This window comes from Micromonospora sp. NPDC050795 (assembly GCF_044456785.1).
Classification (GTDB): Bacteria; Actinomycetota; Actinomycetes; order Mycobacteriales; family Micromonosporaceae; genus Micromonospora.
Genome location: NZ_JBITGE010000015.1, coordinates 135,680 through 158,711, shown reverse-complemented (window position 1 = coordinate 158,711; position 23,032 = coordinate 135,680). Strand labels below are relative to the sequence as shown.

19 protein-coding genes are annotated in these 23,032 nt (G+C 72.4%); 9 read left to right on the top strand and 10 right to left on the bottom strand.

Translation table 11 applies throughout. From position 1 onward, the window contains the following. Nucleotides 1-262: 262 nt before the first annotated feature. The 5 genes from ACIBEF_RS16015 to ACIBEF_RS15995 all read right to left on the bottom strand — a co-directional run bounded on the left by ACIBEF_RS16015 (nt 263) and on the right by ACIBEF_RS15995 (nt 7,196). The gene (locus tag ACIBEF_RS16015) at nt 263-1,921 is read right to left on the bottom strand and encodes a bifunctional diguanylate cyclase/phosphodiesterase (protein ID WP_357259781.1); all 1,659 of its coding nucleotides are present in this window, start codon (nt 1,919-1,921) and stop codon (nt 263-265) included. A 79-nt stretch (nt 1,922-2,000) separates the two neighbouring features. Next, complete coding sequence (locus ACIBEF_RS16010; protein WP_357229564.1) at nt 2,001-2,810, bottom strand: SAM-dependent methyltransferase; 810 nt, start codon at nt 2,808-2,810, stop codon at nt 2,001-2,003. A 189-nt stretch (nt 2,811-2,999) separates the two neighbouring features. After that, entirely contained in the window at nt 3,000-3,668 is a 669-nt protein-coding gene (locus tag ACIBEF_RS16005; RefSeq protein WP_030337723.1) for a response regulator transcription factor, read from the bottom strand. Nucleotides 3,669-3,675: 7 nt separating this feature from the next. After that, entirely contained in the window at nt 3,676-5,367 is a 1,692-nt protein-coding gene (locus ACIBEF_RS16000) for a GAF domain-containing sensor histidine kinase (RefSeq protein WP_396794043.1), read from the bottom strand. 14 nt (nt 5,368-5,381) lie between these two features. Next, nucleotides 5,382-7,196 (bottom strand): AMP-dependent synthetase/ligase, encoded by a 1,815-nt coding sequence (locus ACIBEF_RS15995; RefSeq protein WP_396794042.1) that lies wholly within the window; start codon nt 7,194-7,196, stop codon nt 5,382-5,384. A gap of 118 nt (nt 7,197-7,314) precedes the next feature. Here ACIBEF_RS15995 and ACIBEF_RS15990 point away from each other — a divergent pair, with 118 nt between their 5' ends. The 6 genes from ACIBEF_RS15990 (at nt 7,315) to ACIBEF_RS15965 (ending at nt 12,632) form a co-directional block, all read left to right on the top strand. Further along, nucleotides 7,315-7,770 (top strand): SRPBCC family protein, encoded by a 456-nt coding sequence (locus tag ACIBEF_RS15990; RefSeq protein ID WP_396794041.1) that lies wholly within the window; start codon nt 7,315-7,317, stop codon nt 7,768-7,770. A gap of 31 nt (nt 7,771-7,801) precedes the next feature. Then, a complete protein-coding gene (locus ACIBEF_RS15985) occupies nt 7,802-8,506 on the top strand; it encodes a hypothetical protein (RefSeq protein WP_396794040.1) in 705 nt (234 codons plus the stop codon). 76 nt (nt 8,507-8,582) lie between these two features. Then, nucleotides 8,583-9,530, top strand: a complete 948-nt coding sequence (locus tag ACIBEF_RS15980) for an ROK family glucokinase (RefSeq protein ID WP_366608819.1) — start codon at nt 8,583-8,585, stop codon at nt 9,528-9,530. A gap of 11 nt (nt 9,531-9,541) precedes the next feature. After that, nucleotides 9,542-10,234: an endonuclease/exonuclease/phosphatase family protein gene (locus ACIBEF_RS15975; RefSeq protein ID WP_396794039.1), complete on the top strand. Its 693-nt coding sequence runs from the start codon at nt 9,542-9,544 to the stop codon at nt 10,232-10,234. 117 nt (nt 10,235-10,351) lie between these two features. Further along, nucleotides 10,352-11,758 (top strand): flavin-containing monooxygenase, encoded by a 1,407-nt coding sequence (locus ACIBEF_RS15970; protein ID WP_396794038.1) that lies wholly within the window; start codon nt 10,352-10,354, stop codon nt 11,756-11,758. A 79-nt stretch (nt 11,759-11,837) separates the two neighbouring features. Then, a complete protein-coding gene (locus tag ACIBEF_RS15965; RefSeq protein WP_396794052.1) occupies nt 11,838-12,632 on the top strand; it encodes an alpha/beta hydrolase in 795 nt (264 codons plus the stop codon). 20 nt (nt 12,633-12,652) lie between these two features. Here the strand turns inward: ACIBEF_RS15965 and ACIBEF_RS15960 are convergent, their stop codons facing one another. Both ACIBEF_RS15960 and ACIBEF_RS15955 read right to left on the bottom strand, forming a co-directional pair. After that, entirely contained in the window at nt 12,653-14,143 is a 1,491-nt protein-coding gene (locus ACIBEF_RS15960; protein ID WP_396794037.1) for a trehalose-6-phosphate synthase, read from the bottom strand. A 159-nt stretch (nt 14,144-14,302) separates the two neighbouring features. Beyond that, a complete protein-coding gene (locus tag ACIBEF_RS15955) occupies nt 14,303-15,154 on the bottom strand; it encodes a DUF308 domain-containing protein (RefSeq protein WP_396794036.1) in 852 nt (283 codons plus the stop codon). A 628-nt stretch (nt 15,155-15,782) separates the two neighbouring features. Between ACIBEF_RS15955 and ACIBEF_RS15950 the strand changes: the two genes are divergently transcribed. Then, entirely contained in the window at nt 15,783-16,475 is a 693-nt protein-coding gene (locus ACIBEF_RS15950; RefSeq protein ID WP_396794035.1) for a lysophospholipid acyltransferase family protein, read from the top strand. Nucleotides 16,476-16,502: 27 nt separating this feature from the next. Here the strand turns inward: ACIBEF_RS15950 and ACIBEF_RS15945 are convergent, their stop codons facing one another. Then, entirely contained in the window at nt 16,503-19,994 is a 3,492-nt protein-coding gene (locus ACIBEF_RS15945) for an adenylate/guanylate cyclase domain-containing protein (protein ID WP_396794051.1), read from the bottom strand. Here ACIBEF_RS15945 and ACIBEF_RS15940 point away from each other — a divergent pair. Beyond that, complete coding sequence (locus tag ACIBEF_RS15940) at nt 19,993-20,388, top strand: hypothetical protein (RefSeq protein ID WP_396794034.1); 396 nt, start codon at nt 19,993-19,995, stop codon at nt 20,386-20,388. The genes ACIBEF_RS15945 and ACIBEF_RS15940 overlap by 2 nt on opposite strands. Nucleotides 20,389-20,444: 56 nt before the next feature. Here the strand turns inward: ACIBEF_RS15940 and ACIBEF_RS15935 are convergent, their stop codons facing one another. Continuing rightward, entirely contained in the window at nt 20,445-21,665 is a 1,221-nt protein-coding gene (locus ACIBEF_RS15935) for an MFS transporter (protein WP_396794033.1), read from the bottom strand. 211 nt (nt 21,666-21,876) lie between these two features. On the opposite strand from ACIBEF_RS15935, the gene ACIBEF_RS15930 reads away from it, so the two are divergent. Further along, nucleotides 21,877-22,029 (top strand): hypothetical protein, encoded by a 153-nt coding sequence (locus ACIBEF_RS15930; RefSeq protein ID WP_396794032.1) that lies wholly within the window; start codon nt 21,877-21,879, stop codon nt 22,027-22,029. Between the two features lie 136 nt (nt 22,030-22,165). Here the strand turns inward: ACIBEF_RS15930 and ACIBEF_RS15925 are convergent, their stop codons facing one another. Further along, entirely contained in the window at nt 22,166-22,858 is a 693-nt protein-coding gene (locus ACIBEF_RS15925) for a Crp/Fnr family transcriptional regulator (RefSeq protein WP_091407574.1), read from the bottom strand. Nucleotides 22,859-23,032 lie beyond the last annotated feature (174 nt).

Below are 23,032 nucleotides of genomic sequence, written 5' to 3'. Positions count from 1 at the left end.
ACAACACCGACCACACCGATCCCAGCCCGATCGCCGCTTAACATCAAACGGATCCCGCGATGGCCGTCTCTTACACCACCAGCGCGGACGTGACCCGCTGTCCGCTCGCGTCGTCCGCTCGACCCCCCGGCCACGGCTGCTCCCCTGCGGGTTTCGTGAAGCGCCCAACTGGTGAGCCCGGCGAGCTGCGGGTGATGGGTGCTGGGTGAGCCGCGGTGTGGGAAGTGGGCGGGAACGGGTGAGGCGTGGGCGGGCCCGAGGGTCAGCGGATGCGGGCCAGGATGCGATCGGCGGGGGCCGGGCGGCCGAAGTGCCAGCCCTGGGCCGCGTCGCAGCCGATCGCGCGTAGCCGCTCGGCCTGCCCGGCGGTCTCCACCCCCTCGGCGGTGACGGTCAGGTCCAGCGCGTGCGCCAGCGAGACCAGGGAGGCGAGGATCCGCTCGTCGGTGCGGCCGACCGAGGGCGACCGCAGGCCGGCCACGAACTCCCCGGCCACCTTCAGCTCGGTCACCGGCAGGTCCCGCAGGTAGGCCAGGTTGCTGTAGCCGGTGCCGAAGTCGTCGATGGCGATGCGCACCCCGAGGTCGGCAAGGACCCGCAGGGCGCGGACCGGCTCCTCGGCGGTGCTCATCATCGTGCTCTCGGTGATCTCCAGTTGGAGCCGCTCCGGTGGCAGGCCGGTCTGCCGCAGCAGCGCCCGGACCTCCTGCACCAACCCGGGCCGGTGCACCTGCCGTACCGCCAGGTTGACGCTGACGAAGGGCGCGGCGGCACCCCCGGCCGACCACGCCTCGGCCTCGCGGCACGCCTCGGCCAACACCCAACCGCCCAGCTGGACGATCAGGCCGGTCTCCTCGGCCAACCCGATGAAGCTGTCCGGGCGCAGCACCCCCAACTCGGGGTGCCGCCAGCGGACCAGCGCCTCCACGCCGACCAGGCTGCCGTCGCGCAGTGAGGTCAGCGGCTGGTAGTCGAGGTAGAACTCGCCCCGCTCCAACGCCGCCGGGATCGCCGCGGAGAGCGCGTAGCGGGCCAGTTCACGTTGGTTGCGCTCGGCGTCGTAGAGCGCCCAGCGTGCCCCACCGGCGGACTTCGCCCAGTGCAGGGTGCTGCCGGCGGCCCGCATCAGGTCCGTGGGGTTGGCCCCGGCGACCTGGCGCTCGACGATGCCGATGCTCGCGGAGATCTGCAACTCGTGCCCGTCGACCAGGGCCGGTGTGCCGACCGCGGCGAGCGCGGTCTCGGCCACCGCCACCATGTCGTCGGTGCCGGCGGTGCGTTCCACCAGGATGACGAACTCGTCGCCGCCGAGCCGGGCCACCAGGTGCTCACCCATGGCCTTGCGCAGCCGCTCGGCCACCGTGGCCAGCAGCAGGTCACCGATCTGGTGCCCCAGCGTGTCGTTGACCACCTTGAAGCGGTCCAGATCCAGGAAGCACACCCCGACCCGCTGCGCGCCCCGGCCCGGTTCGTTCAGCGCGGCGGCGAGCCGTTCGGTGAACAGCGTGCGGTTGGGCAGGCCGGTCAGCGGGTCGTGGGTGGCCTGATGCCGGAAACGGGCCTCGCTGGCCCGCAGCGCCCGCTCGGCCTGGGTGCGAGCCCGCATGGCGGCGCGGCGGATCGACTCCTGCTCGTCGAGCGTCCGGTCGCGCAGCGCGCGGGCGTAGCCGGTCGCCACGGCCGCCAGCAGCCGGGCCATCCGGTCCTCGACGTCCTCGGCCACCAGGCCCAGGTCGCGCACCAGGCGCAGCTGGATGACCTCGACGGTACGACCCAGCCCCTCGGCGGACGCGATGTGCGCGGCGACCAACTCGGCACCGACCCGGTGCCCGGCACGCAGGTCGAACGGCTCGGTGAGCAACGCCCCGGCCAGTTGCCCGGTGAGCCGGTCCAAAAGAGACTCCAACTGGGCCTGGGTCATCGGCAGGTAGCTGGTGCCGGAGACCGCCTTCGCCCAGGCCCGGGCGAAGGTCCCCGGGTAGGGGCCCGCCCCGGGCGACTCAGTCACCGAGGCGCCCGACGCCGCCCATGAAGACCGCGCGCTCGGCGTCCTCCGCGCTCTCCGGGGTGTCCGGTCGCCACTGGGGCACCCAGACCACGCCGGGGTCGAGCAGCTCGAAGCCGTCGAAGAGCGCGGTCAGCTCGGCGCGGCTGCGCACCGACAACGGGTTGTCGGTGCGCCGGTAGACCCGCTCCGCCTCGGCGCGTTCGTCCTCGCTGCGCCCGTCGTCGCTGGCCTGCGACAGCACCAGGTAGCTGCCGGGCGCCAACGCGTCGCGCAGCGTCCGCAGCAGCTCCGCCGGCCGGTCGTCGTCGGGGACGAAGTGCAGGACGGCCACGATCATCACGGCCACCGGTTGGCTCAGGTCGAGCAGCTTGTGGACATCCGGATGGGCCAGGATCGCCTCCGGGTTGCGCAGGTCCTCCTGCACGACCGCGGCCTGCTCGTTGCCGGCGAGGATCTCGCGGCTGTGCGCCACCGCCACCGGGTCGACGTCCACATAGACCACTCGCGACCGCGGGTCGAGCTGCTGGGCGATCTCGTGCACGTTGCCGACCGTCGGGATGCCCGAACCGATGTCCAGGAACTGCCGGATGCCGGCGTCGGCGAGGTGGTGCACGGCGCGGCGCAGGAACGCCCGGTTGGCCTGGGCCATCAACGGTGCCTCGGGCACCGCGGCGACCATGGCCTGCGCGGCGGCCCGGTCGGCGGCGAAGTTGTGCGAGCCGCCGAGGTAGTAGTCGTACATCCGCGCGACGCTCGGGCGCTCGATGTCGATGGTGTCGGGTGCCCAGTCCGGCCGCTGCATGCGTTTCACCCCTCGAATCCGCGACGCGAGCATCATCGCCCGCGCGGGTATTGTGCACCCGCCACGCACGCCAGACCATAGCGCGCCGAAGGTTGCCCGCCGACGTCGGTCGATGCGCGACGGTCCGCGCCGGCAGAAGCTGGCGCGGACCGTCGGTCGCGTCGTCCCGCTCGACGAGCGGGAGGCAGGTCAGAACTTCGGCGCGTCCGGTGCCTCGAGCAGGCCCAGCCGCAGCGCGGTCATCAGGGCCTGAGCCCGGTTGGCCGCGCCGAGCTTCTCGTAGAGCTTCGAGATGTGCGTCTTCGCCGTGGACTCGCTGACGAACAGCTGCTTGGCGATGCCCGCCACGCTCATGCCGTCCGCGAGCAGCCGCAGCACCTGCCCCTCCCGGGGAGACAACTGCGGGCCGGACGGGGCGAGCCGGCGCTTCATCGCCTCGGCCAGGTCGGCGGCGGTGAACGCGCTGGGGGAGGAGGCGGCGTGCCGTGCGGCAGCCACCACCTCGTCGGCCGGGGCGGTCTTCGGCACGAAGGCGCTCGCGCCGGCCTCCAGGGCGCCGAAGAGCTGGTCGTCGCCGGCGTACATGGTCAGGACCACGATGCCCATCGACGCGCTGGACTTACGCAGTGCGCGGGTGGCCTCCAGGCCGCTGCCGTCGGGCAGCCGCAGATCCATGATCACCACGTCCGGCTGCAAGGCGCCGGCCTGGCGTACTCCCTCCGCCGCCGTGGCCGCCTCACCGACGACCTCGAACTGGCGGTCGCGCTCGAAGGCGTGCCGCAAACCCTTGCGAATCAGGTCATGATCGTCGACAAGGAGGACCTTGGTACGGGTGGCCGGTATCGGACTTGTGGTCATCCTCGGGTTACTCCCCTTCTGGTGCTGCGCTGCCGCGCACGTTATCGCGCCGGGCCGAGGTGCCGAGAACCACCGCCACGGTCGTGCCGCTGGGTTGCCGCGGCCTGATCTCCAACCGGCCCCGGATACGTTCCGCCCTCTCGGCCATGATCGCAAGACCGTACCGTCCGTCCGGGCGCTGGTCAGCCATCCCCTGACCGTCATCCGACACTTCTATTTGCGCGTACGGGGGGTCGATCTCGCACGTGACCCACAAATTCGACGCCCCGGCGTGCTTGCGCGCGTTGGTCACCGCCTCCTGCGCGATGCGCAGCAACTCGGCCTCGGTGGCGGCCGGCAGCCGGGCGGTGGACTCGTCCAGCGAGAGGTGCACCCGCAGCCCGCCGGAAGCGCCCACGGTGCGCGCGTACTCGGCGATCGCCGCGGCCAACCCGCCCTGCCGGTCCACCTCGCTGCGCAGCTCGAAGAGGCTCAGCCGCAGCTCCTGGATCACCCGGGTGACCTCGCCGCGCAGCGTACGCAGGGCCTCGGCGGTCTCGTCGGCGTCGTCGAAGACGGTGGCCAGGGCGTTGTCGATGCCGTAGCCGACCATCACTAGTTCCTGGGCCACCCCGTCGTGGATCTCCCGGGCCAGCCGCTGCCGCTCCTCGTTGGTGGCCAGCGAGCGCACCTCGTCGAAGAGCAGCGCCGCCTCCAGCCGCAGCGCGGCCGGGCGGGTCAGCGCGGTCACCCGGGACACCACCGGCGGTGGGTACGCCTGCGTGGTGTCGGCCTCCAGCACCACGAGCCCCACCGTGCGCACCCCGGCGACCAGCGGAACGATCAGCGCGGACACGTCGCCGCCGCGGTGCGAGCGGGACTGCGACCGGGCGGCCGTGGTGGCCTGCTGGGTGGCCCAGGCGTCGGCGATCGCCGAGTCCGCGTCCAGCGTCGTCTCCCAGTCCACCCGGTCGACGCCGGCCTGGGCGAGCACCACGAGGCGACCGCCGCCGCTGGCCGACAACACCGCGCCCCGATCCGCGCGGGCCACCGTCCGCAGCTCCTCCAGCAGGTGCTCGGAGATGCCGCCGGGGTCAAGGGTCGCTCCGGGCAGTTGCCGGGCCACCGTCCGCAGTTGGGTCAGCAGCCGGGTCGCCTCGGCGTACGGCTGGGGTTTGCCCTCACCGCGGACCGCCATCACCCGGTGCAGCGTGCCGGCGGCGTAGAGCCCCAACGCCGCCAGGATCAGCCACTGCGCGCAGACCGCGAGGTAACCCGGCTGGCCGAGCTGAAGACCACCGTCGACCCGGGTCAGCGCGCCGCTGAGCAGCAGGGTGGCGGCGGTGACCACGAGCAGCGCGGCACCCTCCGGGAAGCGGCGGCGCAGCGCGGTGACGGTCACCGGGACCGCCAGGTACGGCAGCACCGCCGAGGCACCCAGGCCGTCGACGGTGCCACCGATGGACGCCACCGCGGCGACGTGGCTCGCGGCCAGCCCCAGCACCACCACCTCGGCCACCCGGCTCAGCGGGCCGACCAACCGGTGCTGCGGTGCCAGCAGCGACGGCAGCCCGGCCACCGCCAGCAGCGCGATCCACCACAGCTGGGTGACGTCGCGGGTGGCGAACAGGGTCAGGATGGCGACCAGCGCCAGCATCACCGCGCGGGCGGCCGCGGCGAGGGGATGCGGGTGCGGGGCGGTGGCTGTGGATGCGGGCACGTGACGGATGGTAGTCAGCCTCGGTAGATATCGGCGATCTCCGCCGCGTACGTCTTGTGGACAACCTGGCGCTTGACCTTGAGCGACGGGGTCAGCTCGCCGGTCGCCTCGGTGAAGTCGTGGGGCAGGACCCGGAACACCTTGATCGCCTCGGCCTTCGACACGGCCTGGTTCGCGGCGTCGACCGCGGCCTGGAGCTCCTTGCGGAGGCCCTCGTGTTCGCGCAGCTGCTCGACGGTGGTGTCGAGGGGCAATCCGGCGTTCTCCAACCAGGTCGGCAGCGCCTCCTCGTCGACGGTGACCAGCGCCGCGATGAACGGCTTGGCGTCACCGACCACGACGCACTGGCTGATCAACGGGTGCGCCCGGACCAGGTCCTCCAGCACCGCCGGGGCGACGTTCTTGCCGCCGGCGGTGACGATCAGCTCCTTCTTGCGGCCGGTGATGCTCAGGTAGCCGTCGGAGTCGAGCTGGCCCAGGTCGCCGGTGCGGAACCAGCCGTCGGTGCTGATCGTCTCGGTCGTCGCGGCCTCGTTGCGCCAGTAACCCTGGAAGACCAGCTCGCCGGAGATCAGGATCTCGCCGTCGTCCTCGATCCGCACCGTCACGCCGGGCAGCGGACGGCCGACGGTGCCCATCCGGGTGCCGCTGGGCAGGTTCGCGGCGGCGGCGGGCGAGGTCTCGGTGAGGCCGTAGCCCTCCAGCACCGTCACGCCGATGCCCCGGAAGAAGTGGCCGAGCCGGGCGCCGAGTGGCGCGCCGCCGGAGATCGCGTCCCGGCACCGCCCGCCGAGCGCGGCGCGCAGCTTGCGGTAGACCAGCCGGTCGAAGACCACGTGCTGGGCGCGCAGCGTCAGGCCGGGCCCGCCGGGGGTCTCCAACGCCTCGCTGTACGCGATGGCGACCTGCTCGGCGCGGGCGAAGATGCCGCCCTTGCCGTCCGCCTCGGCCTTCTGCTTGGCGGCGTTGTAGACCTTCTCGAAGACCCGGGGTACGGAGAGCACGAAGGTCGGCCGGAACGCCTGCAGCTCGGCGACCAGGTTCTTGGTGTCGGCGCAGTGCGCCATGGTGGCTCGCGCCTGCACGACGCCGATCTGGATGAGCCGGGCGAAGGCGTGCGCCAGCGGGAGGAAGAGCAGGGTGCTCGCGCCGGCGTTGAACAGGTTCGGCAGCACCGGCACGGCGTTGGCGATGTCGGCGTACATGTTGCGGTGGGTGAGCACGCAGCCCTTGGGCCGGCCGGTGGTGCCGCTGGTGTAGATGATCGTGGCCAGGTCGCCGGCACGGACGGCCTTGCGCCGCCGCTCGACCTCGGCCAGCTCGACGGTGGCACCGGTGGTGACCAGCTCGTCGACCCCGCCGCTGTCGATCTGCCAGACCTGGCCCAGCTCGGGCAGCCGGTGCCGGACACCGGCGATCAGGGCGGCGTGCGCCTCGCTCTCCACCACGACGGCCACCGCGTTGGAGTCCTCGAGGATCCAGGCGGCCTGCTCGCTGCTGGAGGTCTCGTAGATCGGCACTGTCACCGCGCCGACGGCCCAGATGGCGTAGTCCAGCAGCGTCCACTCGTAGCGGGTGCGGCTCATCAGCCCGACCCGGGCACCGGGCTCGATGCCGGCGGCGATCAGCCCGCGGGCCACGGCGGCCACCTCGTCGCGGAACTGGAGGCAAGTCACCTCGGTCCATTCGGTGACGGTGCCGTCGGCGCGCGGGGTGGGGCGGGCGAACTGGACGGTGTCAGGCGCGACTTCGGCGTTGTCCCAGACCGGATCGGTGAGGTTGGCCGCGTCGCCAACGGTGACGATCGGCGGGACGGAAAACTCGCGCACCTGCACTCCTTCGTGCTCGCACTGGTTGGGCCGGCCGCCGCCGTGGCGTCGGCATGTGTCGAAACCTACCCGGCGGGCGGTCGGGGTGAGACACCCAGGAGGCGGGTAGCCTCCCCCCATGGCGGACTCCTCCACCCAGTCGATCATCATCGGCGCCGCACCGGATCGGGTGACGGCGGTCATCTGCGACTTCGCGCGCTACCCGGAGTGGACCGACGCGGTGCGTCGCGCCGAGGTCGTCGAGGAGTACGAGGACGGTTACGCCAGTCAGGTGCGTTTCACCATCGACGCCGGGGTGATGGCCGACGAGTACGTGCTCGCCTACGAGTACGCCGAGGACCTCTCCCGGATCGAGTGGCACCTGGTCGCCCCCTCGAAGATGCAGAAGGCCCAGCGTGGTTCGTACGACCTGGTGGGTAACCCGGACGGCGGCACGACGGTGACCTACACGCTGGAGGTCGACCTGTCGGTCGGCATGCTCGGGATGTTTCGGCGCAAGGCCGAGAAGATGATCATGGACACCGCGTTGAAGCAGCTCAAGCGCCGGGTAGAAGCAACCGGTGCGGCGCAGTGACGTGTCCGGTGGCACGGTAGAGGAGCCGACGGTGGGCGGAACGGATCCGGGTTCGGCCCGGGAAGAGGCGGAGCGGCTGGTCGCCACCCTGCTGGCAGGGGCGCGACTGGCCTCCGCCGGCTCGGCGGGCGGCGCGTTCGGCTCGTTGGGCGGGATGCTGTCCGGTGTCCTCGGTCACAGCGCAGGTCCGGACGCCCGCTCCGGCGCAGGTGGTGCTTTCGCCACCGGTTCGGCCGAATGCTGCGTCTGCCCGGTCTGTCGGGGCATCGCCGCGTTGCGGGACCCGAGTCCGGAATTCGCCGAACGGCTCGCGACCGGCGCCGGTGACCTCGCCGCGGGTGTCGCCAGCCTGCTCCGCGCGTTCTCCCCGGCGGAACCGTCCGCGCCGGGGACCGCCGAGCCGGCCGCCGAGCCGGCCACCCCGTCCTCACCGGCACCCGCCGCGAGCACCGACGACGTACTCCCCGAGCCACCCCCGAGCGGCCCGCCCACCGCGACCGTCGACGAGCACGTGTGGCGCGATGCCACCCGCACCGGGCATGATTCTCAGCCGGCGCCGGAGCGGGATGTCTGGTCGGTCGCCACCCGGACGGCGGACCCACTCGCCCCGGCCGCCGTACCACCCGTCGACGAGGCCGGGACGGCGACCGTACCGGCGCCGACCACCCGTCCCGTGGTGCCCGCATCGCGGGTGCCCGACGACGCCGACGCGGAAGCATCGGGCGACGGCGCCTGAGCGCGGGACCTTCCGACCCGGACCGGCACTGGGCCGGGAACCGGGCCGGACAGCACAGCAGAGGGGGGCGGTAGCGGTGACGCTGACCATCGGAGTCGACGTCGGTGGCACGAAGGTGGCCGGCGGTGTCGTGGACGACACCGGCACGGTCCTCGTGCAGACCCGACGGGACACTCCCGCCGATGACGTGGCCAAGACCCGCGACGTCATCATCGAGTTGGTCGGCGAACTGGCTGCCGGGCGGACCATCGAGGCCGTCGGCATCGGCGCGGCCGGTTGGATCGACGCCAGCCGTTCGACCGTGCTCTTCGCGCCCAACCTGGCCTGGCGTGACGAACCGCTGCGCGAGTACGTCAGCGAGGCCATCGGGCTGCCCGTGATCGTGGAGAACGACGGGAACGTCGCCGCGTGGGCCGAGTTCCGCTACGGCGCTGCCCGCGACGCCGACGACTCGATGATCATGTTCACCATCGGCACCGGTGTGGGCGGCGGCATCGTCCTCGGTGGCGACCTGATGCGCGGCGCGCACGGCATCGCCGCGGAACTGGGCCACATGCTGGCCGTGCCGGACGGGCACCAGTGTGGCTGCGGCCGGCTGGGCTGCATCGAGCAGTACGCCAGCGGCAGCGCCCTGGTCCGCTTCGCCCGGGCCGGCGCCCGGCAGGAACCCAACCGGGCCACCGCACTGCTGAAGCTGGCCGGCGGTGAGGCCGAGGCGATCACCGGCCCGATGGTGACCGCCGCGGCGCAGGGCGGCGACCCGGTCTCCGCCGAGGCGTTCGCCCAGATCGGCCGGTGGCTGGGCACCAGCCTCGCCGACATGGCGCAGATCCTCGACCCGCAGACCCTGGTGGTCGGCGGCGGCGTGATCGACGCCGGTGACCTGCTGCTCGGCCCCACCCGCCGCTCGTACCTCGACGCGCTCGCCCAGCGCGGTCGCCTGCCGGTGGCCGAGGTGCTCCCGGCGGAGCTGGGCAACAGCGCCGGGGTGATCGGCGCCGCCGACCTGGCCCGCCGGATCTGAGGCGGTCCGGGATGGGTGTGCCGCTGCGCGTGGTGTCGTACAACGTCCACAGCCAGCGCGACGACACCGCCGCGCTGGCGGCCGTGGTCCGGGCCGCGACGCCGGACGTGGTGATCGTGCAGGAGGGGCCGCGCCGGTTCCGGTGGCGGCAGAAGTCCGCCACGTTGGCCGAGTCGTTCGGTCTGGTGGTGGCCGCCGGTGGGCTGCCCGCGCTGGGCAACCTGCTCCTGACCAGCCTGCGGGTCCAGGTGCTGGGCACCCGCTGCCAGCGCTTTCCGCTGACCCCGGGCCGGCACCTGCGCGGCGCCGCGTACGCCGACTGCCGCGTCGGTGACGCCCGGTTCACCCTCGCCGGCTCGCACCTGTCCACCGACCCGGCCGAACGGCCCTCGCAGGCCACCGAGTTCAAGCGCGGTCTGGACGCGGCGACCAGCCCGGTGCTGGCCGGGGCGGACCTCAACGAGGGTCCGGACGGGCCGGCCTGGGCCACCGTGGCGCGCGGGTTGACCGACGCGGCGGTGGCGGCCGACCGGGCCGAGCGGCTCACCTACTCCTGCGCCGACCCGCGCCGACGTATCGACGCGCTCTTCGTCGACCCGAGGATCACAGTGGTCGACTACGACGTGGTGGACACCCCGCAGACCCGCCGGGCCAGTGACCACTTCCCGGTCCTGGTCGACCTGCTGCTGCCCACCAGCGGCTGACCCCCGACCCCGGCTCGACCGTCGGTGCCTCCGGTTCAGGACTGGACATCCGGCCCCGTTGTGGAGAGGATTTCGCGGCGACCGGCACGCCTGCCGTACCAAAAGGAGATGTCCCCGGTGTCCACCTCCACCGACCACGGCCGGCCCGACCCGGAGGCGACCTCGCCCACGGCGAACAGCGACGGGCGCCCGGTCTCCGACCGGGGCGACACGGTCTGCGTCATCGGGGCCGGGGCCAGCGGGCTGACCGCCATCAAGAACCTGCGTGAGCACGGGTTCGGCGTGGACTGCTACGAGCGGGAGACGGGCGTCGGCGGCGCCTGGAACTGGCGGCACGACCGCAGCCCCGTGTACGCCAGCACCCACCTGATCTCGTCGAAGCCGTTCACCCAGTTCCCCGACTTCCCGATGCCGGACTCCTGGCCGGACTACCCGCACCACGGTCAGCTGCTGTCCTACTTCGAGCGGTACGCCGACCACTTCGACCTGCGTTCGCACATCTGGTTCGGCACCGAGGTGATCCGGGTCGAGCCCGTCGAGGGGGACCGGTGGGACGTGACCACCCGCTCCACCGGCGGGTACGGCCCGGAGCGCACCGCCCGGTACGCCGCCGTGGTGATCGCCAACGGCCACAACTGGTCGCCGAAGCTGCCCCGCTACGAGGGCCTGGAGGAGTTCCGCGGCGAGATCATGCACGCCTCGTCCTACAAGGACCCGGCGCAGCTGCGCGGTAAGCGGGTGCTGGTGGTCGGCGCCGGCAACACCGGCTGCGACATCGCCGTCGAGGCCGCCCAGCAGGCGTCGCGCTGCTGGCACTCCACCCGCCGGGGCTACTGGTACGCGCCGAAGTACGTGCTCGGTCGCCCCGCCGACCAGGTGAACGACACCCTGTTGGCGCTGCGGGTGCCGCTGCGGGTGCGGCAGTGGCTCTACCACTGGACGCTGCGGCTGACCGTCGGCGACCTGACCCGCTTCGGCCTGCCCAAGCCCGACCACCGGGTGTACGAGACGCACCCGATCGCGAACAGCCAGCTCGTGTACTACGTGGGCCACGGCGGGATCGGCCCCGTGCCGGACATCGCCCGGTTCCACCCGTACGCGGTGGAGCTGGCCGACGGCCGCGAGATCGACCCCGAGGTGGTCGTCTTCGCCACCGGTTACCTGCCCCGCTTCGAGTTCCTCGACGCGTCGGTGTTCGGTGACAGCGCGGGCGCGGGCCGGCCCACGCTGTGGCTCAACGCGTTCACGCCGGGGCACCCGACCCTGGCCGTCGCCGGCCTGCTGCAACCGGACTCCGGGTTGTTCACCCTGTCGCACTGGCAGACGGTGCTCTTCGCCCGGCTGCTCCAGGCCCGCCGGGACCGGCCGGAGCGGGCCACGGCGTTCGCGGCCCGGGTGCGGGACCGGGCGGGGGAGCGGTACTCCGGGCCGGTCAAGGACAGCAGCCGGCACTGGTTCGAGGTCGGGCACGCCGACTATCTGCGCGCCATCCAACGCGCCCTGGTCGAGCTGGAGGGCAAGTGAGCGCGAGGAGTGAGCTTGCGAGCCCCGCAGTCGCGAACGAAAGGCTGGCACGGTGAGCGCGAGTAGCGAGCTGCGGATCATGCGAGGTCGGGAGTGGTCCCGGCCGGTCCGGCCGGCCCGGCGGGAGGTGCTCAGCGCGGTCCCCGAACTGGAGCAGGGGCGGCCGCCGCTGCTGTTCGTACCCGGGTTCGGGCACGGGGCGTGGGCGTTCGCCGAGCACTGGTTGGGTCACGTGGCGTCGCGGGGGTTCCCGGCGTACGCGGTGAGCCTGCGCGGGCACGGTGGCAGCGAGCCGGCGCCGGAGGCGACGCTGCGGGCGTACGCCCACGACGTGGTCCAGGTGGCGGCGAGCCTGCCGCGGCAGGCGGTGCTGGTGGGGCACGGCGCCGGGGCGCTGGTGGTGGCACACGCGTTGGCGCGCTACCCGGCGCGGGGCGCGGTGTTGGTGGCGCCGGTCTTCGGCGGCTGGGGAGTGCTGGGCGCGGCGTTGCGCCGCAACCCGGCGGGTACGTTGCCGGCGGTGTTCGGCGGGCCGTTGCGGCTCAACCGGGGGCAGTTGTTCAGCCGCGAGTTGCCCGACGAGGAGGCCCGGCGGTATGTGGGACGCCTCGGTCGGGCGGGCCGGCGGGCCCAGTGGGCGCTGCTGGGCGAGCCGGAGGCCGAGCCGGCCGTGGGCACGCCCCCGGTGTTGGTGCTGGGCAGCCCGGACGACCGGGTGGTGCCGGCGTCGACGTTGACCCGGGTGGCCCGCCGCTACGGGTCGGCCCCGCTGCTCTTCCCCGGGATGGGCCACGACCTGATGCTGGACGCGCGGTGGGCGGAGCCGATCGACGCGATCCTGGACTGGCTGGAGAAGGAGCCGGCGGCGCACTGAGCCGCCGGGCCGCCCGGCGGTCAGCCGCCGGCCTGATGGCTGGCCGGGCTGCCCGTCGGGGTGGCCGGTCGGGGCACCCGAGCGACGCCATCGGTGTCGGTGCCGGTCAGGCGACTGATCAGGGCGCCGCCCTCGTCCAGGGCACGCAGGTAGGAGCGGGCCCAGGCCCGGATGTCGTGCTGGTGCAGGTGGGCGCGCATGGCCCGCATCCGCTGCATGCTGTCGGCCGGGTCGGCCCGCAGCGCCGCGCGCAGGGCCTGTTTGAGCCCTTCCAGGTCGTGCGGGTTGACCAGGTACGCCTGGGACAGCTCGGCGGCGGTGCCGGCGAACTCGCTGAGCAGCAGTGCGCCGGTGTCGTCGACCCGCGCGGCCACGTACTCCTTGGCGACCAGGTTCATCCCGTCGCGTAGCGGGGTCACCGCCATCACGTCGGCGACCCGGTAGAGCGCGGCCAGCTCGGCCCGGTCGAAGGGCTGGGTGAGGTAGTGGATCGCCGGCTCACCGACCCGGCCGAACTCGCCGTTGATCCGGCCTACTTCGCGTTCGATGCGTTCGCGCAGGATCTGGTACTGGCCGACGCGTTCCCGGCTCGGCATGGCGACCTGCACCAGCACCGTGTCGCGGACCTTGACGTCGCCGCTGGCGAGCAACTCGCTGTACGCCTTGAGGCGCTGCTCGATGCCCTTGGTGTAGTCCATCCGGTCCACGCTGAGGACGACCTGCCGGGGATCGCCGAGGTCCCGACGGAGCCGGTGGGCCCGGGCGGCGACGTCCGGGCGGTCGGCGAGCGCGGCCATCTCGGCGGTGTCGATGGAGACCGGGAAAGCGCCGATGCGGACGACCCGGTCGTCGATGCCGATCCGCCGGTCGGTGGCTGGCAGCTCCAGCACCCGGGTCACCAACTGGGCGAAGTTGTGCGCCGCCTGCCCCCGCTGGAAGCCGACCAGGTCGGCACCGAGCATGCCGCGCAGCAGCTCCGCCCGGCGGGGCAGTTGCATGAACAACTCCGGCGGCGGGAACGGGACGTGCAGGAAAAACCCGATGCGCAGGTCCGGCCGGAGCGCGCGCAGCAGACCGGGGACCAGTTGCAGGTGGTAGTCCTGCACCCAGACCACCCCGCCCGGCTCGGCCACCTCCGCGGTCGCCTCCGCGAAGCGCTGGTTGACCCGCTGGTACGCCTCCCACCACCGGCGGTGGTGTTGCGGCTGCTCCACCGAGTCGTGGTAGAGCGGCCAGAGGGTGGCGTTGGCGAACCCCTCGTAGTGGTCGCGCAGGTCTTCCGGGCTGAGCGCGACCGTGTGCATGCGCACGCCGTCCACGTCCGGCAGGGCGGGGGCCGGCCCGGTGCCACCGGCCCAGCCGACCCAGGTGGCCGGTGTGTGTCGCAGGAGCGGAAGTAGCGCGCTGACCAACCCACCCGGGCTGCGCCGCCACTCGCAGGCCCCGTCGGGGGCCTGGTTGTCGTCGATGGGGAGGCGGTTGGCCACCACCACGAGAGAACTCTGTCGCATCTCGGGCATTCCGATCAGCAGAGGACTGACCGCCGCGAGCAAGGAAAAACCGGTCAGTCAGCGGGGGAAGTGACGTACAGCGGTATTCCTACTGACAGTAAGTTACACCACTGTTACGCCCCCGGCGGGGCGCTGCTGTCTCGGGATGCGGGCCGACCGTCAGACGACGGCGCCGTTGTCCGGGTCGTCCTCGTCCTCGTCGCCGGGGCGCAGCCGCCAGATCAGCGTGACGAAACCGGCCAGGATGCCGGTGAACCCGAACAGTGTGACCGCCGAGCGGTCGATCGGGAGCAGCCACGGGAAGAGGAACAGCACGAACCCGACGACCACCCCGAGCACGCCGATCACCGCGTACTTGCTGACCCGCGGCAGCGGCGGCGGTGGCGGCGGGTGGTAGCCCTCGTCGTCCTCGTCGTCGGGCAGGTCGGCGCCGAAGGTGTCCAACCCGTCCAGCAGCGACGGCTCGTCCGGTCGGGTGCCCCGCCCCACCGAGATTCCGGAGATGTCCGTCGCGGACGGCAGCCGACGAACGTCGGTGGCGGTCGGACCCGGTTCGTCGGTGCCGGAGCGGGTCAGCGGCCCGGAGGTCGACTCGTCCCGGTTGTCCCGCTCGTCCACGTCCTCTGAGGCTGGCCACGGGTTGTCACCGGGCGTGGAGGTGGTGTGGAAGCCCGCCACGATCCGCGCCCACTCGGCGTCGATGTCCGGTTCGTCGCGAGCCGGTGGCTGCTCCGGAGCGGTCTCGTCAGCGAGCTGGGTCAGGTAGTCCCGGGCGGTGGTCAGGTGCGAGCGGTCGACGTAGAGCCGGTCGACCGGCCGGGCCGGCACCGTGGTGGTGCGGGTGACCGGATTGAGGTCGGCGGAGGGCTGGAGGTAGGCGGCGATCCCACCGGCGGCCAGCACGTCGAGCAGGTGCTCACCGACGCGCGGATCGACGTCGCCGACGACGGCGTACTCGTTCGCGTCGAGCCCGTTGTCCCGCCGTCCCCGGCGGGCCCCACCCGCTGACACCCGGACATCCCCCTTAACGCGCCTTCCGGCGCGGCCACCGCTGCCCTTCGGCGCCAGTCCGCACGCCGTGCTCTGAATCGTGACACGTCAGGACCCGGTTCCGGGAGTGCGTTGTGTCGCGTCTTGCAAAGTCACGGCTGCACCCGCAGGTCGCGGCGGGGCGCCTATGTCCGTTCTTGCTGATCCTTGTCAACAGGAGACCTCAGCGGATGACGCCGCTCACCTTCTCGTCGACCGCCGCACGCCCCTGCTGTGTTCTCCGGGGTTTCTCCGAGGACAGGTGGGCGTACCGGCGAGGTTCCACCCTCAGCGTGGCGGTTCGACGGCCCGAACGAACCCCTGAGTCCCGCGATCTTGCACTTCCTGCGGCGACATAAAAAACATATACACCCATCCCGGCAACTGAATCTGCAAGATCGCCGGGAGCGTCCGGCCTGGGCCGGGCCGATCATGGAGTTGTGGTGACTCACAAAAGGGGCGCACGTGGGGCTGTCGCCCCCACAACTCCATGATCGGCGGGGCGGGTCCGGGGGGCTCGTCCGTCCGTTGTGGTGAGAGCGCTCGCTTCGTAGGCTCGTCGGCGACGACGGCTGGCGCTGTCGCGAGCACACCATGGGAAGGGACGCCGGTGCTCTACTGGCTGCTGAAGTACGTCATTCTCGGTCCGCTGCTCAAGCTGATTTTCCGCCCGCAGGTGGAGGGCCTGCGCAACGTCCCGGCGACCGGTCCGGTGATCCTGGCGAGCAACCACCTGTCCTTCTCCGACTCGATCTTCACGCCGTTGATCACCGCCCGGAAGGTCACCTTCGTCGCCAAGGCCGAGTACTTCGCCGGCAAGGGGATCAAGGGCTGGCTGACCAAGATGTTCTTCGTGGGCACCGGCACGATTCCGGTGGACCGCTCCGGCGGCCGGGCCGCGCGCGCCGCCCTGGACACCCAGTTGCAGGTGCTGCGGGCCGGGGGAGTGGCCGGCATCTACCCCGAGGGCACCCGCTCCCCGGACGGACGGCTCTACCGGGGCAAGACCGGTGTGGCCCGGCTCGCCCTGGAGAGCGGCGCGGTGGTGGTGCCGGTGGCGATGCTCAACGCCGACGAGATCCAGCCCCCGGGCAAGCTCATCCCCAAGATCGATCGGGTGCGGATCCGGTTCGGGGCGCCGCTGGACTTCTCCCGCTACGCCGGGCTGGCCGGCGACCGGTTCGTCGAGCGCGCGGTCACCGACGAGATCATGTACGAGTTGATGGAACTCTCCGGCCGGGAGTACGTGGACGTCTACGCCCAGAAGCTCAAGCAGCCCGTCCCGACGCCGCTGGCCGCCTGAGCCACCGGCGCCGGCCCCGGTCGTCGGTCAGGGCAGGTGGAGCAGGGCGGGGGCGTGGTGGCGCCTGGCGAAGTCGTGCAGGCGGGCCCGGGTCGCCTCGGCGGCGGGTGGGTCGGTCTCGGCAAGCGGGCCGATGGCCAGCGCCAGCGTGATGATCTCGTCGGTCACGTCGCTCATCCGGGCGTAGCTCGCCGCCGCCGAGCGCAGCAGGTTCACCGCCGTCGATGAGTCCCCGGCGTGCCGCGCCAACGTGGCGTCGGCGACCTGACCGGCCGCGTGGGCCCACGGGGTCGTCCGGGGCGCCCGGTCGAGCAACTGCCGGACCAGCCGGGCGGCGTCCGCGCCGAGCACCCCGGCGACGTGCCCGACGGCCGGCACCCACTCCGCGAAGGGAATCATCCGGGTCCGTTGCCAGTCCTCGTCCAGCTCCGTGAGCAGCGCCATCGCCTCGTCACGGCGGCCCTGCGTCGCCCGGCAGAGGGCGGCGTGCGCCAGGGTGGAGCGCAGCACCCGGTGGAATCCGGTACGCCGCGCCGCGACCAGCGCCTGCTCGACCAGATCCCCACCCGGTGCGTCCGACCCCGCGGTGTCGTCAGGCCCGTCGGGTACGACCAACTCGGCTCCGGCCAGACCGCGCATCCAACCCGACACCGCCACGATGTGCAGATCCCACTCCGCTGTCGGTCGCCGGGTCGACTCCGCCGCCATCGCCAGCGCCGCCGTCCAGTCACCCGCGTAGTACGACCGCGCCCACTGGTCGGCAAAACTCGTGGCCAGGCTGTGCTCGCCGCCCAGGTCGAGGGTGAGCTGCTCGTCGACGAGCCGGGCCGAGCCGGCCAGGTCGCCCTCCTCCTGCAACGCCCAGGCCAGGTTCTGCACCGCCCGGCGGCGACTGGTCAGCCGCTCCACCCGGCAGTGCTCGGTCACCTCCGCCAGCTCCGGGAACGCCTCGGCGGAGCCGGCCAGGTAGCGCGCCACGGCCAGGGTGATCCGCGCGTTGGCCTGGACCTCGCGCAGCTGGAGCCGCTCGGCGAGGGACGCCGCCGCCCGCGCCGCGGTGCACGCCGGCTCGGTCTCCGCGTTGAGCATGTGCACCCGGGCCAGCTCCAGCAGCGCGCCCGCCTTCTCCTGACTGTCCGGCAGGTCGCTGTAGATGCCGATCGCCTGGTCCAGGCAGTGCAGGGTCGCCGACCGGTCGGCCCGACTCCAGGCGGCGGTGGCGAGCAGCGTCCAGGCGCGCGCCGCCCCCGTCCGGTCGCCGCTCGTGGTGAGCCGCGCGGCCAGCCGGGAGAGGACGTCCGTGCCTCCCGCCACCAGGAAGGCGTCCCCGTCCCGATAGAACGCCAGCTGGGCGTCGAACAGCTCCAGCGCCGGGTCCGGCCCGACGTCCAGGGCCAGCGCCCGGCCGACCAGCGCGGCGGCGGTGTCCAGCGCGTGCAGCTCGTACGCGCGGCGGGCCGCCCGATGCAGCGCGGCCCGCGCCGACGGGGCGTAGGGAGCGGTGTCCAGCCCGACCGTCCGGGCGATCTCGTGGGCCGCCCAGCGATGGTTGGCCAGCACCTCGGCCAGGTCGTACTGCCGGCCGTCGGTGAGCTGTGCCATCCAGTCGGCGGTGCGTTGGTGGCGCAGCACCCGTTCGGCCCTGGGCAGTCGCTGGTAGCAGACGTCGCGGACCAGGATGTGCCGGAACCGGTACTCGGACTTTCCGGGCATCGTCGACGTGCTCTGCTCGTACACCAGGTCGCGACGTTGCAGGCGGTCCAGCGCGCGCTCCACCCACTCCACCGGCCGTCCCAACGCCATGGCCACCGGCGCGGCCCAGAACACCACGCCGACCACGGCGGCGGCCTGGAGCACCGCCCGGTCGGCCGGGTCCAGCAGGTCGAGCCGGTTGGCGATGACCGCCTGCACGGTGCGGGGCATCTCCGCGCCGCCGTCGAGGTCGGGGTGGGCGGTCGCACCGACCGCGTCGAGCAAGCCGCCGTCCAGCAGCATCCGGGCATACTCCTGGGCGTAGAGCGGGTTGCCGTCGGCGAACTCGATCAGCGGGGTACGCGAGCTGGACGGCAGCGTCGCCTGCCCGAGGAGCAGCGAGTAGAGCGTGTCGATGTCTGTGTCGTGCATCGGCGGCACCGAGATGGACATCGCGCCACTGATCGTGCCGGTCCAGGCCGGGTGCCGTTCCCGCAGCTCCGGGCGGGCGGTCGCCACGACCAGCAGCGGTACGCCGCGGGCTGACGCGCCCAACTGCTCGACGAAGGCGAGCATCTGCTGGTCCGCCCAGTGCATGTCCTCGAAGACCAGCACGGTCGGGCCGGTCGTCGCCAGGGTGATCAGGAACCGCCGCCAGGCGGCCTCGGTCTCACCGGGGGTGAGCCGTTCACCGGGTACGCCGATCAGCGGGCCGAGCGCCTCGGCCAGCCGGGTCGCGTGCGGGTCGGCGAGCTGTCCCAGCCGGGACCGTAGCCGTTCGCGCAGCGCGGTCGGGCCGTCGACCTCCGGCACGCCCACCCAGGTCTTCACGATGTCCGACAGGGCGGCCCAGGTGACGTTCTCGCCGAACGGCGGGCACTGCCCGACGAGCCAGGTGATCGGCGGGCCGGGCAGGCTGCCGGCGTGCCGGGCCAGCTCGCGCAACAGCCGGCTCTTGCCCACTCCCGCCGGGCCGAACACCGTCACCAACTGGGACGTCCGCTCGGTCACCATCCGGTGCAGCGCGTTGACCAGCAGGCCGCGCTCGTGCTCCCGGTCCACCATCGGGGTCAGCTCGGCGCCGCGCGGGTCACGGTGTGGTCGCACCTGGACGGCCAGCCAGATCCGGCTCACCGCGGACCGGCCGCGCAGGGTGACCGGTGGTTGGTCCGCGTACTCCATCTCGTGTCGGGTGGCCGACCAGGTGCTCTCGTCGACCACGACACCGCCCGGCGGGGCGAACCCCTGCAGGCGGGAGGCCGTGTTGACCACGTCTCCGGTCACGAAGGCCTGCCCACCGTCGCGGGTGGCGGAGAGGTCGACCAGGGCCTCACCGGTCGCGATGCCGACCCGGAAGCTCAGCGGGGGCTGCGGACCGGCGGGCTGGCGGGCCAGGTTCCGTTGCAGCTCCAGGCCGGCGCGGACGCACCGCAACGCGTCGTTGTCGGTGGCCACCGGCGCGCCGAACAACGCCATCGCGGCGTCGCCGATGTACTTCTCGACCACCCCGCCGTACTGGTGCACGATCCGGCGCACCGTGGCGAAGTAGGTCTGCTGCAGACCGCGGGCCTGCTCCGGGTCGGCCCGCTCCGCGTAGCTGGTGAAGTCCACGATGTCGACGAAGAGCACGCTGACCTGACGCCGGTCCTCCTGCACCGCGACGGCATGGTCGCGCAGCGGTTGACCACAACTGGTGCAGAAGTTGACCTCGGTGCTGTTGGCGTGCCCGCAGTGCGCACAGGTGACCCCCAGCGGCTGGCCGCACCCGCCGCAGAAGCGGTCGTCCGGCCCGGCCGCGCGTGCGCAGTGTCCACACTTGAGGTCGATGTTCAGCTCCGTGGGCGAAAGAGGTCAGTATCGCGGCCGGGCGGCCAGTCGGGTACCCGACGTGCGGACGGGCAACGGCATCGATCGGTCGGGGTTAGTGTTCCGTACCAGGAAGTTTCATGTCAGGGAGAGTCCCGTGCAGGTACGACTGTCCGCCTCGTGGACCGATCCGGGTGGCACGCTTTGGGCGCCGGGCGACACGATCGACGTCGATGCGGTCACTCTCGCCGAACTGGAGGAGCAGGGCATGGTGGAAGAGCCTGAGGGTCAGTCGGGCGGGTCGGGGGAGACCACGACCACCTCGTCGAGCACGTCCACGGCTGGTAAGCCGACCGATCCGAAGAAGATCGGGCCGGGGCCGGGCGCGCCGCCGGCCGACAGCACCGAGAACTGATCGCCCGGGTGCGGTCGGCGGGCCTTTGGTCCACCGGCCGCACCCCTCGGGCGATCTCACCCGTTGGCCGCTGCGAACCTGCCCGGTGTCGGCAGGCGTAGCCCGAGGGCCCGGGTGAGCAGGGGAGCGATCAGCGCCAGGGTGGCCAGCACACCCAACCCCGAGATGACCAGCACCCATCGTGGCCCGACCATCGCCAACAGCGGTGCGCCGACGGCGTAGGCCAGTGCCTCCGCCGCGTACGGGAACATGTAGACGGTCCCGAACACCACGCCGAGCCGCTCGGCCGGCACGTTCTGCTGGATGAGGGTGTCGGCGGCGACGTTGTGCCAGCCCGCGCCGACGCCGGCCACCGCCTGACCGGCGATGGCGAGCGCGATCACCGGGCTGAGGCCGGTGACGAGCGTTCCGGCGCCGAGCGCGAGCAGCGCACCGTAGAGGACCAGGTCCATCCGGATGCGTACGCCGGTTCTCGCCAGGCACATCGGACCGAGCACCATGCCGACGCCGTAGGCGGTGCCCAGCAGACCGATCGTGACCTCGGTGGCGCCCAGTTCGGCGCGTCCGAGGGGGACGATGGCGAGGTTGTCCAGCGCGGCGAACATCACCATCACCAGGAACCCGACCGATACCGCGCGGACGACGCGGTGCCCCCGGACCACCCGCAGCCCTTCGCGCAGCACCGTCTGCAACGGCTCGGGCCGGCGGGTCGCGCCGGTCGTCGAGAGCGCCCGGACTCCGCCGATCAGCAACGCGGAGAGGACGAATGTCGCCGCGTCCACGAGCAGCGTGGCGGTCAGCCCGACGGTCGCCAGCAGGAGGCCGCCAACGGCTGGCCCGGCGGCGAGCCCGATGTTGACGCCCGTCGCGAGTTGCGCGTTCGCCGCCGGTAGCTGCTCGCGTTCGACCAGGCGGGGGAGCAGGCTGCGCCCGGCGGGAGTGAACGCGGTGGCGGCCGTGGTGGCCGCGGTGATCAGCGCCAACAGGACGGGCAGGGGTGGCGCGAGCAGCGCGACGGCGACGTACGTCAACGCCTGGGCGGTGTCGCAACCGATCATCAGCCGGCGTTGGTCGAAGCGGTCGGCCAGGGCGCCGAGCAACGGTCCGAGCAGCCGGGGCACCGTCGAGGCCAGCAGCAGCAGGGCGACCGCGCCGCCGCCGTGCCGGTCGTAGACGGCGATCAGCAGCGCCGTCCGGGCGAGCTGGTCACCGGTGTACGACACCAGGCGTGCCGACCAGTACCGACGAAATGCGACATTGCCGCGGAGTAATGACATGACCGGTGGCTCCTCACTGCTGCGGGTATGTCGGCACGGGCCCTGGAACAGGGGGCGGGCGCGGCAACCTTGTCAGCGCGGTGTGGGGGCCAACAACCGCTCTTCAGCCAGTGATTGATGTCGATTTGTCCTATTTTGTCCCACCGCTCCACGCCGTAGCGTCCTCGGCAAGACAAGCGCAACAAGCACCAACACCGACCAGGAGGACGACATGGCGACCACGACGACGACCACGACCACCACCGCGAGCGGCTGGGCCGGACCGGGCTTCTGGGTCGGACCGGGCTTCTGGGCCGGGCCGGGCTTCTGGGCGGGCCCCGGCTACCAGCCGGTCGCGACCACCTGGATCGGCCCGACCCGCTGAACCCCACCCGCTGAACCGCGAGCACGGTGACGCCGGCTGCCACTGGCAGCCGGCGCAGCCGTGCGTACGGGTAGGAGAGCGGGCGGCGACGGATGGGGCCCGTCCAGATCGGATGCCCGAGCGACGTGCCGGTCGGTCAGCGGTCGGCCATGCCGGCGCGGCGGCGCAGCGCGGCCACGTCGGTCACCACGATCCGGCGGCCCTCGGTGCGCAGCCAGCCACGGCTGGCGAACGAGCCGATCGCCTGGTTGACGCTCTGCCGGGAACCACCGGCCATCTCGGCCAGTTGGCTCTGGTTGAGCTCGATCGTGATCATCGGTGCCTGGCTCTCGCCCGCCAGCCGCACCAGCGTCTTCGCCACCCGACCGGGCAGGTCGAGGAAGACGTGGTCGGCGTTCTGCTCGGTGAGCCGGCGGATCAGCCCGCCCAGTGAGCGCATCACCGCGTCCAGGATGCGGGGGTTGGAGTGCACCAGCTCCATGAACGCGCCCCGGGAGAGCGCGAGCGCCGCGCAGTCCTCGATGGCCTCCGCCGAGGCGGACCGGGTGGACGCGTCGAGCAGGGAGACCTCACCGAGCACGTCCGGTGGACGGATAACCGACAGCACGGCCCGTTCGCCGGTGGGTGCGGTGCGAAAGACCGCCACCGCGCCGCGGCGCAGCACGATCAGGGACTCGCCGGGATCGTTCTCCACGAAGAGCAGTTGGCCCTTGCGGTAGGTGCGCGGGACGGCGGCAGCGATCACGCGCTGGCGCACCTCGGGCTCCAGCCCAGCGAACATCTCGACACCCGTGAGCGCGTCACCCGGCTCCGGCAGGCGAACCTCCACGGCCCAACCCCTCCCCCGGTCATGGACCACAATTCGCTCACCGGGCGAACCTGATGGGCCCCGACAAGGTGAACTGACACCGATTCGGCGTCCGGTAGCGGTACACATCAGATCATGACGGTCCGGTCGCTTGCTGTACACCCCTCGAAGCACTTCCGTGACCGTCACGGTCCG

What these genes read in the sequence shown, in the direction of transcription:
- ACIBEF_RS15935 (WP_396794033.1), bottom strand. Translation starts at nt 21,665, where the DNA reads ATGTCATTACTCCGCGGCAATGTCGCATTTCGTCGGTACTGGTCGGCA.
- ACIBEF_RS15930 (WP_396794032.1), top strand. Translation starts at nt 21,877, where the DNA reads ATGGCGACCACGACGACGACCACGACCACCACCGCGAGCGGCTGGGCC.
- ACIBEF_RS15990 (WP_396794041.1), top strand. Translation starts at nt 7,315, where the DNA reads ATGGCGGACTCCTCCACCCAGTCGATCATCATCGGCGCCGCACCGGAT.
- ACIBEF_RS15940 (WP_396794034.1), top strand. Translation starts at nt 19,993, where the DNA reads ATGTTCAGCTCCGTGGGCGAAAGAGGTCAGTATCGCGGCCGGGCGGCC.
- ACIBEF_RS16015 (WP_357259781.1), bottom strand. Translation starts at nt 1,921, where the DNA reads ATGACCCAGGCCCAGTTGGAGTCTCTTTTGGACCGGCTCACCGGGCAA.
- ACIBEF_RS15965 (WP_396794052.1), top strand. Translation starts at nt 11,838, where the DNA reads ATGCGAGGTCGGGAGTGGTCCCGGCCGGTCCGGCCGGCCCGGCGGGAG.
- ACIBEF_RS15975 (WP_396794039.1), top strand. Translation starts at nt 9,542, where the DNA reads ATGGGTGTGCCGCTGCGCGTGGTGTCGTACAACGTCCACAGCCAGCGC.
- ACIBEF_RS15960 (WP_396794037.1), bottom strand. Translation starts at nt 14,143, where the DNA reads ATGCGACAGAGTTCTCTCGTGGTGGTGGCCAACCGCCTCCCCATCGAC.
- ACIBEF_RS16005 (WP_030337723.1), bottom strand. Translation starts at nt 3,668, where the DNA reads ATGACCACAAGTCCGATACCGGCCACCCGTACCAAGGTCCTCCTTGTC.
- ACIBEF_RS16010 (WP_357229564.1), bottom strand. Translation starts at nt 2,810, where the DNA reads ATGCAGCGGCCGGACTGGGCACCCGACACCATCGACATCGAGCGCCCG.